This window comes from Myceligenerans cantabricum, from assembly GCF_054777735.1.
Map to the genome: position 1 here is coordinate 369,021 of NZ_BAAHAJ010000004.1, position 14,776 is coordinate 383,796.

General features: G+C 72.3%; 13 protein-coding genes. 5 read left to right on the forward strand and 8 right to left on the reverse strand.

The window, feature by feature from the left end; translation table 11 throughout:
- Positions 1-11: 11 nt before the first annotated feature.
- Positions 12-3,050 carry a UPF0182 family membrane protein gene (locus ACYU96_RS04080; protein WP_460749292.1) on the reverse strand — a complete coding sequence of 1,013 codons (3,039 nt, stop codon included), beginning with the start codon at positions 3,048-3,050 and terminating at the stop codon, positions 12-14.
- Between the two features lie 80 nt (positions 3,051-3,130).
- A complete protein-coding gene (locus tag ACYU96_RS04085; protein WP_460749294.1) occupies positions 3,131-4,330 on the reverse strand; it encodes a YlbL family protein in 1,200 nt (399 codons plus the stop codon).
- A 196-nt stretch (positions 4,331-4,526) separates the two neighbouring features.
- Between ACYU96_RS04085 and ACYU96_RS04090 the strand changes: the two genes are divergently transcribed.
- Positions 4,527-5,909, forward strand: coding sequence for a zinc-dependent metalloprotease (locus ACYU96_RS04090; RefSeq protein ID WP_460749295.1), 1,383 nt, complete (start codon positions 4,527-4,529; stop codon positions 5,907-5,909).
- Positions 5,910-5,912: 3 nt separating this feature from the next.
- On the opposite strand, the gene ACYU96_RS04095 is transcribed toward ACYU96_RS04090, so the two are convergent.
- Both ACYU96_RS04095 and ACYU96_RS04100 read right to left on the reverse strand, forming a co-directional pair.
- On the reverse strand, positions 5,913-6,335 hold the full coding sequence (locus ACYU96_RS04095; RefSeq protein ID WP_460749297.1) for a pyridoxamine 5'-phosphate oxidase family protein: 423 nt from the start codon (positions 6,333-6,335) through the stop codon (positions 5,913-5,915).
- A 271-nt stretch (positions 6,336-6,606) separates the two neighbouring features.
- Positions 6,607-7,146, reverse strand: a complete 540-nt coding sequence (locus ACYU96_RS04100) for a SprT-like domain-containing protein (RefSeq protein ID WP_460749298.1) — start codon at positions 7,144-7,146, stop codon at positions 6,607-6,609.
- 226 nt (positions 7,147-7,372) lie between these two features.
- On the opposite strand from ACYU96_RS04100, the gene ACYU96_RS04105 reads away from it, so the two are divergent.
- Positions 7,373-8,437: a ThiF family adenylyltransferase gene (locus ACYU96_RS04105; RefSeq protein ID WP_460749300.1), complete on the forward strand. Its 1,065-nt coding sequence runs from the start codon at positions 7,373-7,375 to the stop codon at positions 8,435-8,437.
- A 61-nt stretch (positions 8,438-8,498) separates the two neighbouring features.
- Here ACYU96_RS04105 and ACYU96_RS04110 read toward each other — a convergent pair whose 3' ends face one another.
- The 3 genes from ACYU96_RS04110 to ACYU96_RS04120 form a co-directional block, all read right to left on the reverse strand.
- Positions 8,499-8,876, reverse strand: coding sequence for a WhiB family transcriptional regulator (locus tag ACYU96_RS04110; RefSeq protein WP_460749302.1), 378 nt, complete (start codon positions 8,874-8,876; stop codon positions 8,499-8,501).
- Between the two features lie 166 nt (positions 8,877-9,042).
- Positions 9,043-9,234 (reverse strand): hypothetical protein, encoded by a 192-nt coding sequence (locus ACYU96_RS04115; protein ID WP_460749304.1) that lies wholly within the window; start codon positions 9,232-9,234, stop codon positions 9,043-9,045.
- A gap of 187 nt (positions 9,235-9,421) precedes the next feature.
- Positions 9,422-11,479 (reverse strand): ATP-dependent DNA helicase UvrD2, encoded by a 2,058-nt coding sequence (locus tag ACYU96_RS04120; RefSeq protein WP_460749306.1) that lies wholly within the window; start codon positions 11,477-11,479, stop codon positions 9,422-9,424.
- A gap of 138 nt (positions 11,480-11,617) precedes the next feature.
- Here ACYU96_RS04120 and ACYU96_RS04125 point away from each other — a divergent pair, with 138 nt between their 5' ends.
- Positions 11,618-11,887, forward strand: a complete 270-nt coding sequence (locus ACYU96_RS04125; RefSeq protein ID WP_460749308.1) for a mycoredoxin — start codon at positions 11,618-11,620, stop codon at positions 11,885-11,887.
- 141 nt (positions 11,888-12,028) lie between these two features.
- Here ACYU96_RS04125 and nudC read toward each other — a convergent pair whose 3' ends face one another.
- A complete protein-coding gene (nudC, locus tag ACYU96_RS04130; protein WP_460749310.1) occupies positions 12,029-12,964 on the reverse strand; it encodes an NAD(+) diphosphatase in 936 nt (311 codons plus the stop codon).
- Positions 12,965-13,035: 71 nt separating this feature from the next.
- Between nudC and ACYU96_RS04135 the strand changes: the two genes are divergently transcribed.
- The gene (locus tag ACYU96_RS04135; protein ID WP_460749311.1) at positions 13,036-13,953 is read left to right on the forward strand and encodes a phosphotransferase; all 918 of its coding nucleotides are present in this window, start codon (positions 13,036-13,038) and stop codon (positions 13,951-13,953) included.
- Between the two features lie 74 nt (positions 13,954-14,027).
- A complete protein-coding gene (locus ACYU96_RS04140; RefSeq protein ID WP_460749313.1) occupies positions 14,028-14,693 on the forward strand; it encodes a hypothetical protein in 666 nt (221 codons plus the stop codon).
- The last annotated feature ends 83 nt before the right edge of the window (positions 14,694-14,776 follow it).

Below are 14,776 nucleotides of genomic sequence, written 5' to 3' on the forward strand. Positions count from 1 at the left end.
GCGGCGGTGCGCTACTCCGCCCCGCTCGCCTGCTCCGCCGCGACGGCGTCCTCGATCGCCTGCTGGAGCTCGTCCTGGGCCTCGCCATAGGCGGCCCAGTCACCGTCCCGCTGAGCCTGCTGCGCCTCCTGCAGCGCGTCGGAGGCGCGCTGCAGCGCCTCGTCCAGGTCGCCGGTGGGCTCGTCCGCGGGCTCGGTGGGCTCCTCGCCGGGCTCCTCCTCACCGGGCTCGTCCGTCGCGGCCGGATCCTCGGGCTCCTCGACCGGGACGTCCTCGCCGTCGACCGGAGCCTCGGGCGCCTCGCCCTCGGTCCCGCCGTCGGCATCGCCCGCCTCGGCGCCGGAGTCGCCCCCGAACACCTGGTCGAGCGCCTCGGTGAGGGTGTCGGCGTAGCCGACCTCGTCACCGAACGCCACCATCACCTTGTGCAGCAGCGGGATGCTCGTGCCCTCGGCGGACTGGATGTACACCGGCTGCACGTACACGAGGCCGCCACCCACCGGCAGGGTCAGCTGGTTGCCGAGCAGCACCGTCGAACGGCCCTGCTCCAGGATGCGCAGCTGCTCACCGGCCACCGGGTCCGAGTTGAAGATGTTCTGCACCTGGCCGGGGCCTGGCACCGTCGTGTCTCGCGGCAGCTCGAGCAGCCGGAGCGTGCCGTAGTCCTCGGCCTTCTCGCCCGCCTCCGACCCGGCGTCGGCCTCCGCGGCGAGGAAGCCGGTCAGCACCTGCCGTGGAGTGTTACCGCCCGGGATGAACGTGGACGTCAGCGAGAAGGACGGATCCTCCTGGCCCGGCATCTGCAGCGTCAGGTAGTACGGCGGCTGCAGCGGGCTCGCCGTGGCGTCGGTCGTCGGGTCCTCCGGGTTGTTCCAGAAGTCGTTCCCGGAGAAGAAGTCGCTCGCGTCGGTGACGTGGTACTCGGTGAGCAGCGTGCGCTGCACCTTGAACATGTCCTCCGGGTAGCGCACGTGGCTGATCAGCTCGCCCGACATCTCCTCCATCGGCTGCACCGACCCGGGGAACACGTTGTCCCAGGTCTGGAGCACCGGGTCCTCGGCATCCCAGGCGTACAGGTCCACCGAGCCGTCGTAGGCGTCCACGGTGGCCTTGACCGAGTTGCGGATGTAGTTCACCTCGGCGGGCAGGTTCACGGGCGCCCCGTCCTGCTGCAGGGTGAGCGTGTCCGTCGTGGCCTCCTGCATCTGGCTGAAGGCCGCGTACGGGTACTGGTCCGTCGTCGTGTAGGCGTCCACGATCCACTTCACGCGCCCGTCCACGACCGCCGGGTACACCCGGTTGTCCAGGGTCAGCCACGGGGCGACCTTGGCGACGCGCTCCTGCGGGTCGCGGTCGTACAGGATCTGCGACTCCTCCGTCACCCGGTCGGAGAGCAACAGCTGCTCCTCACCGAACTTCAGCGCGTAGAGCAGCTTGCTCCCGAACGACCCGATGTCCGGGCCGGCGTCGCCGTCGAAGGTCGACTTGACCTGGTCCCCGCCGTTCTCGGCGTCGTCCGCCGGGTAGTCCAGCTCCCAGGGCTCCCGCTCGTCGCCGGCGGGCTTGCCGACCACGGAGTAGGTGGTGGTCGACGGCGAGAAGTAGATCCGGGGCTCGTACTCGCCCTCGAGATCGGTGATCGCGCCCTCCGACGGGATGCCGCCCTCGAAGAAGGCCGGCTGGCCGCCCGGGCCCAGCTGGTTGCCGTAGGCGGCCACCACGCCGTAGCCGTGCGTGTACACGGTGTGGTCGTTCACCCAGTTGCGCTGGTCGCTGCCCAGGCCGTCCTGGTTGAGCTCGCGCACGGCGATGACGGTGTCGCGGCTCTCCCCGTCGATGTCGTACCGGTCGACGGCGAGGGAGTCGCTGAAGTTGTAGTACTGCTTGTTCTGCTGCAGCTGGCGGAACGACGGCGAGACGATCTCCGGGTCGAGGAGACGGATCGACGCGGTCGTGTCGGCGTCCGAGCGCAGACCGCCCTCCTGCGCCTCCGTCGCCGCATCGTACGGCTGGGTCTCGACGTCCTTGATGTCGAATGCCTCGAGCGTCGCGTCGATGTTGCGCTGGATGAACGGCTGCTCGAGCTCCTGGGCGTTCGGCGCGACCTGGAACCGCTGCACGATCGCCGGGTAGATCCCGCCGATCACGATCGCGGAGACCACCATCAGCCCGACGCCGATCGCCGGCAGCTGCCAGTTGCCGCGGAACGCGGCCGCCAGGAACAGGACCGCGACCAGCAGCGCCACGACGGCGAGGATGCCCTTGGCGGGGATGACCGCGTGCACGTCGGAGTAGGAGGCGCCGTCGAAGCGTTCGCCAGCGCTGGCCAGGATGGAGTAGCGGTCGAGCCAGTAGTTGGCGGCGAACAGCACCATCAGCACCGTGCCGACCACCGCGACGTGGATGCGCGCGGAGTTCGTGGTGCGCGGCAGGTTGCCCTGCGGCGGCCCGATCCGCAGCCCGCCGTACAGGTAGTGCGTCACGATGCCGGCGATGCCGGAGATGATGACGACGGCCATGAGGAAGCCGATGATGCTGCGCAGCGCCGGGAGCAGGAACACGTAGAACGAGAGGTCCATCTGGAACTGCGGATCGACCTCGCCGAACATCTCGGAGTTCATGGCGAGCAGCACCGTCTGCCACTGGGCCGACGTCGCCACACCGGCGAAGAAGCCGACCAGCACCGGGGCCGCGAACGTCACCACCTTGCGCAGCGGCTCGATCGCCTCACGGTACTGCTCGAGCGTGGCCTGCTCGGCACTCGGCACGTACATGGGACGGGAGCGGTAGGCGAAGGCGAACGACGCGAACACCGCGCCGGCCATCACGACGAAGCCCACCACGAACAGCAGCCCGCGGGTGATCCACTCCGTCCAGATCACCCGGGAGAAGCCGATCTGGCGGAACCAGAGGATCTCTGTCCAGAACTGGGCCAGCAGGAGGAGCGCGACGACGACGACGGCGACCGCGACGATCGCCAACCCGAGGGGACTCCGTCGGCGAGCTGGGGGAGCGCCACCCTGCCGGGGACGCGGTACGGCGAAGGACACGGCGTTGTTACCTCACTGCTCTCGTCGGCGTTTCAATCTACCCAGGGGCAACGGGCAGGACGGTCACAAGGTTCCCACATCTAGGACGACTCCGAGCAGGTGGGCAGCGTCCCGCCCTCCCCGGCCCCGATAGCCTCCATCGCCTCCCGCGCGTCCCGCAGCGTCTCGACCCGCACGACGCGCAGCCCGTCGGGCTCGTTCCCCGCCACCTCGGCGCAGTTGCCCGCGGGCGCGAGGAACCAGGTGGCGCCGTCGCGCAGCGCCCCGTGCAGCTTCTGCTCGATGCCGCCGATCGGGCCGACGAGCCCCTCCGGGCTCATCGTCCCCGTGCCGGCGATGTGCTCGCCGCTCGCCTCGTCCTCGGGCGTGAGCTTGTCGATGATGCCGAGCGCGAACATCGTCCCGGCGCTGGGGCCGCCGATGTCCTCGATCTGGATCGACACGTCGATCGGGAAGTCGTAGTGCGGGTCGATGTAGACCCCCATCACCGCGCGGTCCTCCCCCTCGACGCCGGTGGTGGTGATCGTCAGGTCGACCGTCTCGCCGTCGCGCCGCACGCCGAGGCCGACATCGTCCCCCGGCGTCGTCGCCGCGAGACCGTCGATCAGCTCCGCGTACGTCGCGACCTGCTCCCCCTGGAACGAGACGACGACGTCCCCCTCCTCGACCACGCCCTCCGCCCCGGTCCCGGGCTCGGCCCCCGCGACCTCGAGCCTGGCCGGGACCGGGTGGTCGAGCTCGGCGAGCGCCGCCGCGGTGGCCGACTCCTGCGACGTGACCATCTCCGCCTGGCTCACCTCCTGCTGCTCCTGGGCGCTGGTCTCCTCGGGGAAGATCGCCTCGACCGGCACCACCGAGCGGGTCGGGTCCAGCCAGGCCTGCACCGCCTGCCCAGCCGCCACGGGGTACCCGGGCCCGCCGGAGACCGAGACCGTCGTCAGCCGCAGCTCGCCCGTCGACTCGTACGTCTCGGCGCCCTCGATCTCGATGAGCGGCGCGTCGCCCTGCTCCCCGAGCGTGTTCTCGGTGGGCCCGGGGGCACGCACCGCGTACGGCACCGGCATGACGAGCGCGACGGCCGCGAGGACGGCCGTCAGCAGGAGCGTGATGCCCAGCGTGAGGGTCCGTCGCGTGACGGGCGGGGCGTCGAGGTGCTCGACGCCGGCATGCAGGTCGGTGTACGCGTCCGCGGCGCGGCCGTCCGGGGAGGCCGCGTGCCCGTCGTCGGACGCGTGGGCCCGGCCGGACGGCATGGAGTTCTCGAGGTCGCTCGACGTCACCGGCTCATCATCCCCCATCCGGCTGGAGGATCCCTGCGAGAGCTCCTGGGGCAGCCGCTTGTGCGCCCAGAGCGAAGTCGGGAACCCGCCTTGTGGTCCCCAGAGTTCAGTCCACGTGGATACGGTGGCTGTCAGGGCGTCCACGCACGGCCCGAGGAGTACCCCCGGGTGCCCCGCCGAACGAACGAGGAGCAGCATGAGCGAGAACCCCAGTCAGGGCGATCAGCCGTGGGAGGAGATGCTCCGTTCCATGCTCGGTGACGGGGCGGACGAGGTGCTCGCCGAGATGCGCGCACGGGGCTTCGACCCGTCGTCGATGGCCGGCGCGCAGGATCCGATGATGATGCAGTTCGCGCTCTCCCAGGTGCAGCGGATGCTGGCGGAGCCCGGCGCCGGCCCGGTCAACTCCGACGTCGCGCACGACGTCGCCCGCCAGGTCGCCGTCTCCGAGGGTGACCCGTCGCTCACCGGCGGTCAGGCCAGGTCCGCCACGGACGCGCTGTCCGTCGCGGAGCTCTGGCTGGACGCCGTCACCGACCTCCCGCCGTCGGTCGGGACGGCGCGCGCATGGTCCCGCTCGGAGTGGGTCGAGGCGACCCTGCCCGCGTGGAACAAGCTTGCCGCACCGGTCGCGGCGTCGGTCTCCGAGGCACTCGCCACCGTGCTCGCCGACCAGCTCCCGGAGGGGGTGGACGACGGCGTGGCGATGCCCGGCATGCCCGCCGGCGCGCTCGCCGGTCTCGGGATGGACCCCGCTCTGATGATGCGGCGGCTCGGCTCGGCGGTGTTCGGCATGCAGGTGGGCCAGGCGGCCGGGACGCTGTCCCGCGAGGTCTTCGGCGCCACCGACATCGGTCTGCCGCTGCTCGACGACGCGCACACCGTGCTCCTGCCCACCAACGTCGACAGGTTCGCCGAGGGCCTCGACGCCCCGGCCGACGAGGTACGACACTTCGTCGCGCTGCGCGAGGCCGCGCACACCCGCCTGTTTACCCACGTCACGTGGCTGCGCGGGCATCTGCTGGGCATCGTGGAGCAGTACGCCCGCGGCATCACGATCGATCTGGACATGCTCGAGTCCCAGGTGCGCGACATCGACATGTCCGACCCCGACGCCCTGCGCGGCGCGCTGTCGGGCGGGGTCTTCGGGCTGCAGAACACGGCCGAGCAGAAGGCCGTGCTGCTGCGGCTGGAGACGACGCTCGCCCTGGTCGAGGGCTGGGTCGACGAGGTGGCGGCGGCCGCGGCGCTCCCCCACCTGCCGCACTCGGTACCGCTGCGCGAGATGATTCGCCGGCGGCGCGCGGCCGGCGGGCCCGCCGAGCACACGTTCGCCACGCTCGTCGGCCTCGAGCTGCGGCCGCGCCGCTCCCGCGACGCCGCCCGGCTCTTCACGGTCCTGATGGACGACGGCGGCCAGGCCGCCCGGGACAGTGTCTGGGACCACCCGGACCTGCTCCCGGTCACGGAGGACCTGGACGATCCGGCGGGCTACCCGGCCCGGCGCGCGGCGGCGGCCGAGGAGCACGCCGACGTCGACGCCGCCCTGCGCGAGATCTTCGGCGCGGACGAGGGGTAGGGGTCAGTCGCCGGTGACCCGGGCGAACCGGCGGCCCGTCGCGGACGTCGGGGTGATCCGCAGCCACTCCGTCTTCGTGCTCGTCCCGGTGAACGAGACGAGCCCGGTCGCCTCCGCCTCGGCCAGCTCGGCGTCGGTGTCCAGGAGCTTCGCGACGCCCTTGACCACCACCGAGTAGGCGACGTCCGCGCCCCACTGGTCCACCTCGAAGGCCACCCGCGGGTTGACCACGGACTCCACCAGCTTGCTGCCCGGCGTGGTGTGGATGTAGATCTGCCGGTTCGCCACCGCGTAGTTGACCGGGAAGATGTCTACGTCCCCTGCCGCCGCGGTCGCCAGGCGGCCGATCGGGACCACGGACAGCAGCTCCCAGGTCTCGTCGTCGGTGAGCGCGGCCGTCGGGTCAGACGGTGTGGGTTGCGTCATGCGGTCCTCCACGATCCGGTGCGGCTCGCAGCCTGGGCGCGGCGGCCTGCTGTACACATCGTGGACCTCGGCGACCGAACGCGCAGCATCTTCGGGCGGATTCATCCACCGGGGCCGGTCCACCAGGGCCCGTCCACCGGGCTGCCGCGGCCTGCCGGACCTTGCCGGGGGCGCGGCGGGCAGGACCTCGCCGGGGCGTGCGGTCCTCCACGTCCCTGTCCCGCTCGTCCCGGTCCTGCACGTCCCGGTCCTGCCCGTCCCGGTCTTCCCCTCAGTCTTCCTCGTCCGAGGTAGGGGTCGCGGCGTCGTCCTGGGCGTAGGAGGCTCCCTCCAGGAAGCCGCGGGCGCGCTCCGTCCTGGGGTAGGCCTCGAGGATCTTCCAGAACGTGGGGCCGTGGCCGGCGTGCAGCAGGTGCGCCAGCTCGTGCAGCAGGACGTAGTCGAGCACCCAGGCGGGCATGCCCTGCACGCGGGTCGAGATCCGGATCGAGCCGTCCAGCAGCGTGCACGAGCCCCAGCGCCGGCCCTGGTTCGACGCCCAGCGGACGCTGGAGGGCTTCGCGCGTCCGTCGAGATACCGCTCCGACAAGGACTCCGCACGGGTCATGAGCTCCTCGTCGGACGGTTTGCGACGTCGCTCCTTGTCCTCGAGGCGGGCCAGCATCTTCGCCACCCATTCCCGTTCCTGGGCCCGCGAGAAGCGCGCCGGAATCGCGACGATGGTTCGTTCACCGTCGCGATACGCGCTCACCGTGGCGGTACGACGTCGGCTCCGACGTACCTCCACGGACGTCGGATCGTCGTGGGCCACACCAAGACGGTAGCGTTTATCGGCGCGAAGTAGTCAAGAACACGCCCCGTGACGTCAAAGTTGCCTCGCTCGTGCGTGTGCCGCGACACCTCTTCCGGCCCGGCGCGGCGCGGGCGCGGGCGCGGGCGCGGACGGCCCGGCGGCCGGGCCTGTGGACAGACGGCGCGGGCCGCCCCGGCCTGGCACGGTGGAGGCTCGTCCCCCGCACTGCCCCTGGAGCTCGCCCATGGATGTGGCCACCGCCGACCGTCTCCCCACCCACGAGCCGGCGCCGCGCGCCGCGTCGCACCTTCGCCCGGGGACGCCTGTGATCATGCGTTCGGGCGGCTCGGTGCAGTGCGGGACGGATCCGCGCTGGGCGCTCGTCGTCGACGGGCTCACCCGCGCCGAGGCGGCGTGGCTGCGCGACCTGAGTGACCGCCGGCACGTGTCGCCCGAGCAGTCCGCCGCACGGCGCGGCGTGGACCCCGGGCGCCGGGGTCTCCTCCTGGAGGTCCTGTCCCGGGCCGGGATGCTGGTCCCGGCACCGCCGGCCGGACGGGCCGCCATCACGGGCGAGAGCACGGCGGACGCGCGGACCCTCGGCATGCTGCGGGCCGACGGCGCGGGCGCCGCCACCCTCGCCGGGCGGGCGGCAGCCACGGTGGCGCTGGCCGGGCTCGGCCGCATCGGCTCGGTGCTCGCCCTGATCCTCGCCACGGCCGGGGTCGGCCGCCTGGTGCTCCACGACCCGCAGCCGGTGCAGACCACGGACGTCGGGTTCGGCACCCACACCGCACGTCACGTGGGAGAGCCCCGGGACAGCGCCCTCGCGCACGTGCTGGCCCGCAGGTCGGCGGGGATCGACGTGCAGGTGGACGGGGAGACCGAGCCCGACGTCGCCGTGGTGGTGGAGTCCCGGGCCGCTCTGCCCGCCCGTTTCACACGGCTGATGAGCGCGGGCGTGCCGCACCTCTCGGTGGTGGCGCGGGAGGCGGACGTCGTCGTCGGGCCGCTGGTGCTGCCGGGCCGGAGCGCCTGTGTGACCTGCCTCGACGCGGACCGCGCCGATCAGGACCGGGACTGGCACCTCGTCGCGGCACAGCTCCGACAGGGCCCCGAGCAGGTGCAGGAGGCCGCACTCACGGCCCTGGCAGCGGCGACGGCCGCCGGCCAGGTGCTCGCCCAGCTGGACGGGCACCGGCCGACGGCCGTCGGTTCCTGCCTGGAGGTCGCACTCCCGGACTGCTTGCCTCGCGTCCGGAGGTTCGATCCGCACCCGCGGTGCGGGTGCGTCGTCCTCGCGCGCTGACGCCCAGGGGCCGCGCGGGTGGATGGTGTCGTCGCAGCATCCACCCGCGCGGCCGCCGGGGTCATGCGGCCGCCGGAGCCCCGGCGTCCGCCGCGGTCTCCGACTTCCGGGGCCGGCCACGGCCACGCTTGCGCGCGACCACGGCGCCGTCGATGAAGACCTCGCCACCCCAGACGCCCCAGGGCTCACGCCGCTCGAGGGCGCCGGCGAGACAGCCGTCGATCAGCGGGCACGCGCGGCACAGCGACTTCGCGTGCTCCACGTCGGCGGACTGCTCGGCGAACCAGAGCTCGGGGTCGTTGGTACGGCACGGCAGCAGCAAGTCCATGATCCGGTTGAACTCGCGGGAGTCGACGTCGCTCGTGGCAACGCCGGTCGAAGGGTTCCAGGGGCCGGATCCGCCCTGGGGGAGGGTGTCGAGGAGCGCAGTGAGGCGCACGGTTGTCTCCTGTGGTCCTGTTACGTAAACGTCGTCGGTGAACGTTGGTGGGGCAGGACCCAGGTCTGAGGCTCTTCCAGCCGGCCTGGTGAGGCCGGGATCTGCCTGGAAAGAATTCAGGCCACGGGTCCTGGTGGACTCCGCGGCCTGAAGGCGTCTGGTCTTTCTAGACCGGATGCGCTCCTGGAGCGGAGTCGGAGGTGAGGATGGGGTTCGGGAAGCTCCCGCCCTTGCCGCGAGCACGCAGCGTGTGGACAGAGAATTCCGCGCGCGCAGAGACGGGCCGGCTCGCGCACGTCGACACACCCGTGCCGTACAGCGAATCCGTCCACGTCGGGTTCTGCTTCATGATCTCCATCAGACTTCCCACCTCCTCACGCACTCGGGGCCCAGCCTTTCGGCCACGCCCGCTCTTTCAAGGACACGAGCAGACTATGCCGCCTGCCTCACGGACTCCAACTCTTTTTCCAACTTTTTTTGCTGACGGTTCACCGGGAATCGTCAGCCCGGATGAAAGCGCTGTCCAGGCCAGGTTTTGTCGATCGTCACACGCCCGGAGCGCTGCCGACGATCGACAGGATCGTCGATCCGAAGCGATCGATCTTCCCTGGGCCCACCCCGTTGACCCGTGCCAGCTCCGCCGCCGACCTCGGACGCGCCTCGGCGATCTCGGCGAGGCTCGCGTCGGTGAGGATCGTGTACGCGGGCTTGTCCGACTCCAGCGCGACCTCCTGGCGCCACTCACGCAGGGCGTCGAAGAGGGCGACGTCGTGCTCGCCGGTCAGCAGCGTGCGCGCCTTCCCCCGGCCGCCGCGGGTCCTGCGCGGACCACGCGGCTCACCGTCGGGCCAGATGCCGTCGAGGAAGCGCGTGCGCTTGCGCGTCGCCCGCCCGCCGGGGTTGCGGCTGCGCGCGAAGGACACGTCCAGGTGCTTCCGCGCGCGGGTGATCCCGACATACAGCAGGCGGCGTTCCTCGTGCACGGCCGCATCCGTCTCCGCCAGGGAGATCGGCATGAGGCCCTCGCTCATCCCCGAGAGGAACACCGCGTCCCACTCCAGCCCCTTCGCCGCGTGCAGCGATGCCAGCGTCACGCCCTCGACCGTCGGGGCGTGCTGCGCCTGGGCCCGCTCCTCGAGCTCGGCCACCAGCGTCGCGAGCGTCGCGGGCGAGTCCTCCGGTGCCGCCTCCGCCAGGTCGTCCGCCAGTGCCACGAGCGCCTGCATCGAGTCCCAGCGTTCGCGGGCCGCGCCTCGGACGGCGGGGGCCTCTGGCGCCCAGCCGGCGGCGGCGAGGACGTCGCGCACCTGTTCGGGCATGCTCAGGTCAGGCTCGGCGGAGCGGGCGGCACCGCGGATCAGGACGATGGCGTCCCGTACCTCCTTGCGCTGGAAGAAGCGTTCGCCGCCGCGCACGAGGTAGCTGACCCCGGCGTCGGTGAACGCGGTCTCGAACGCCTCGGACTGGGCGTTGGTGCGGTACAGGACGGCGATCTCGTTGGCCGGGACGCCGGACTCGATGAGCCTGGCGGCACGGGTGGCGATGCCGGATGCCTCCGACTCGTCGTCGTCGTGGGTGGTGAACGTGACGGGGGGTCCGGGTGCGCGCTGCGGGACGAGCTCGAGGGCCTGGGCGGCACCCGGCCCGGCCCGGCGCAGGAGGTCGTTGGCGAGACCGACCACCTGGGGTGTCGACCGGTAGTCGCGGACGAGCCGGATCTCGGCGGCGTCCCGGTAGCGGCGCCGGAAGTCGAGGAGGAAGTCCGGGGTGGCGCCGGTGAAGGAGTAGATCGTCTGGGACGGGTCGCCGACGACGCAGAGCTCGTCGCGCCCGCCGAGCCACTGGTCCAGCAGGAACTGCTGCAGGGGGGAGACGTCCTGGTACTCGTCGACGACGAAGTGCCGGTACTGGCCGCGGACCTCGTCCGCGACCGCCTTGTGGCTGTTCAGCATGTCCGCGAGCATGAGGAGCACGTCCTCGAAGTCGATGGCGTCGCGCTCGGTCTTGACCTCCTCGTACATGGTGATGAGGCGCGCGATCGTCTGGTGTCCGTAGCCCGACGGTGCCGGGCGGCCGCGGGCGGCCGCCACCTTCTCGTAGTCGTCGGCGGTGATGAGACCGACCTTGGCCCACTCGACCTCCGAGGACAGGTCCCGCACGGCGACACGGTCGACCGACAGGCCCAGCCGCCGCGCCGACTCGGCGACGATCTGGGCCTTGTGCTGCATGAGGCGGGGCGGAGCACCGCCGACGACGCGGGGCCAGAAGTAGCCGAGCTGGCGCAGGGCGGCGGCGTGAAAGGTGCGGGCCTGCACGCCCTGGACGCCGAGGTCCCGCAGCCGGGTGCGCATCTCCCCTGCCGCGCGAGCCGTGAAGGTGACGGCCAGGACGCTGTTCGGCTTGTACCTGCCGCTGCGCACGCCGTAGGCGATGCGGTGCGTGATGGCGCGGGTCTTGCCGGTGCCCGCGCCGGCGAGCACGCACACCGGGCCGCGCAGGGCGAGTGCTACCTCGCGCTGCTCGGGATCGAGCGCGTCGAGGATCGAGTCGGGATGAACCGGGTCCATCGCGGAGTTGGAACGAGCAGGCGCGTGCGTCACCATGGCACGGATTCTGTCAGGAGAGACCGACACCGACGACAGCGGCCGGTGCTGCCTGCAAGGACGCCGCTGCCGACGACCGTCGGCAGCGCATGCCGGGCACCCGCGACCACCGTCGTACATCGCGAAGGAGACGAAGAGATGACCGAGACCGCCACGCCGGTCCCCGCCCCGGGGACCGTCCTCATGTACTCGACCACCTGGTGCGGGTACTGCCGGCGGCTGCGTACGCAGCTCGACTCGGAGGGCATCGGCTACGAGGTGATCGACATCGAGGAGCGCCCGGAGACGGCGGCGTTCGTCGAGCAGGTCAACGGCGGCAACCGCACCGTCCCGACGGTGATCTTCCCGAACGGCGGGGCGGCGACCAACCCGTCCCTGGCAGACGTCAAGGCGGCCCTCGCCAACTGACCCTCTCGCGGCCGTCCTCCCTGCCGACGGCCCCCTCCCCCCTCGCGGTCGGGTGCACAGTCGTGGTCGGGTTTCGGTCCCTCGGAGCCGACCCGTGCCGTGCGCCCGACCGGGAGAGCGAGAGCGCTCGACCGCGTGGGGTCAGGCCGGAGGGCGGTCCGGGGCGGTGCCGAGCCAGTCCTCGATGAGGGACCGGGCGATCGACGCGCGGCCGGGGGCCCGCAGGACGCCGTCCGCGTAGGCGGCCGACAGCTCGCCGCGGGTGAACCAGCGGACCTCCGCCATCTCGTCGCCGTCGGGAACCAGGTCCGTGGTCTCGGCGTGGGCGTGGAACCCGAGCATGAGCGAGGCGGGCATCGGCCACGCCTGGCTCCCCCGGTACTCGACCCGCCCGACGACGATCCCCGCCTCCTCCCCCGCCTCCCGCGCCACCGCGTGCTCGGCGCTCTCCCCGGGCTCCACGAACCCGGCCAGGACGGACATCCGGTCCACCGGCCACGTGCTGCCCCGGCCGAGCAGCAGGCGGTCGTCGTCGTCGACGATGGACATGATCACGGCGGGGTCCGTGCGCGGGTAGTGGTCCTTCTCCTCGCTCTCGCACCGCCGCACCCACCCGGCCGCGGTGGGCTCGGTCGGCCTCCCGCAGCGCGGGCAGTACGCCGTCACCGCGTGCCAGTTGGCGAGCCCGACCGCCTCGACGGCGAGGCCCGTGGACAGGGCGTCGTCGGAGTCGGCGAGGTCGCGCGGGGTGATCCAGGTGAGACCGTCGGGCAGGCCGGTGACGGCGTCGTCGGCGAGGCCGGGCAGGGCACGCGCGACGTAGGCGACGTCGTCGGCCTCGCCGAGGAAGTAGTGCTCGGCACCGGCGACACCGGGCGCTGCAGCGGCCTGTCCGACGACGGCGGCCTCCCGGGTCGAGAGCAACGCCGGGACCCGCCCGGCCGCGGCGACCCGCCCGGCGCCCACCAGCAGCACCTGGGTCTCGGGCCGGGCGAGCACCTCGTCGAGAAGTCCGGGCTTGGTCCGCCGGTGCGCGGCACGGTCGTGCGCGACGTGCGCGAGGGGAAGATCGAGCATGGACCGACCGTAACGGCCGTCGCCCGGCGCGGGTTGCACGCCGGGGGGCCCGAGCGGAATACCGTAGGGCCGTGCCACGTACTCCCCTCGCGCTCGCCGCCCTGTCGACGGCGGCCGTACCCGGTCTGGAGGCGGCGTCGGTCCGGACCGACACCATGCCCGGCGACTACGACGCCGCCATCGTGACCAGCCAGGACGACCAGGAATGGGTGGTCCGTGCCCCGCGGAGCACCGTCGCGGGCGCCGCGCTCGAGGCGGAGATGGAGCTGCTCGAGTCGCTGAAGCTGTACGTCGACACGGGCGTGCTGCCGTTCGTCGTACCGCAGATCGCCGGGTACGCGCTGCTGCCCGAGGGCGGACGCGCGGTGGTGCACCGGCGGATCGTCGGCGAGTGGCTCGACGTGGAGTCCCTCGCGCCGGGTCCCGGGCTCGCCGCGGACCTCGGCCGGGCGATCGGCGCGATCCACGAGCTCCCCGGCTCGGTGGTGGAGGGATGCGGGCTGCCGAGCTACGCCGCGGGCGACTACCGCGACCGCCGCATGTCGGAGGTCGACGAGGCGGCTAAGACCGGACGCATCCCGCCGACCCTGCTGCACCGCTGGGAGGCTGCCCTCGAGGACGTGTCGCTGTGGAAGTTCCAGCCCGTCGTCGTGCACGGCGACCTCGCCGCCGACCAGATGCTGGTGGACCGCGGGCGCGTCGTGGCGATCTCCGGATGGTCCGAGGCGAAGGTCGCCGACCCCGCCGACGACCTCGCGTGGCTCCTGGTCGCCGCGCCCGTCGAGGCCGCGGACTCGATTATGGAGGCCTACCAGCTGCGCCGCACCGAGCTCAGCGACCCGCGTCTGCAGGATCGCGCGCTGCTCGTGGGCGAGCTCGCGCTCGCGCGCTGGCTGCTGCACGGCGTGCGCCACCGGCTCCCCGAGGTCGTCACGGACGCCACCGCGATGCTCCAGGACCTGGACGAGGCGACGCGCGAAGAGGGGTGAGCACCCTCGGCGCCCGACGCAGCCGATCTCCTGCGCCAGGCAACGAAACCCGTGGTCACAGCGTCATAGCCAGTATGAGACACACAGTGAAGAAGACGTTCCGTACCTCCGTCCTCATCGCCGGCCTCGCCGCCGGCATGACCGCGGGGGCGACGTCGGCGGCCGTGGCCCAGCCGGCGCAGGTCGCGTGCGCCGCGACCAGCGCCGTGCCCCTCGCCGAGCCGGCGCGCAACGACCCGCCCACGTGCGAGCCCACGACGACGCCGATCACGCTCGGCGAGCCCACGCCCGGCGCCACCGACGACTGGCAGAGCACCGAGACCGACGGGGTCGGCTACCTGATCCCGCCGGACTGGACCGGCGAGGCCGCCGAGGGCGACGGCGGCAGCGGCCACGAGTGGTCCTCCCCCGAGGTCGCCGTGCCCGACGAGGAGTTCGGGGACCTGCACTGGCGGGTCCTCGTCCAGTCACCGTTCTTCGACCAGGAGATGCCGGACCCCGACCGGCTGAACGACCTCGGCTTCCACGCCTCGTACATCGGGATCGAGGGCGCTTCGGAAGCGGTGCTGGTGGCCGGGCAGGGCGGCCACTGGTGGGACGGGTCCGTCGAGATCATCGGCTTCGAGGTCTACGTCCGCTCGGAGACCACCGGGGTCGTCTCCCGCTTCATGGGTGAGCTCCCCGCCGGTGCGGAGGGCCAGTTCCTGCTGGACAACTTCGTACCGACCATCCAGCCCTGATGCGACGACCGTGCGGCAGGACCCGTCACCACGGCGGGCCCTGCCGCACGGTCGAGCCCGCGGTCACTCGGCCGCGCCCGGCC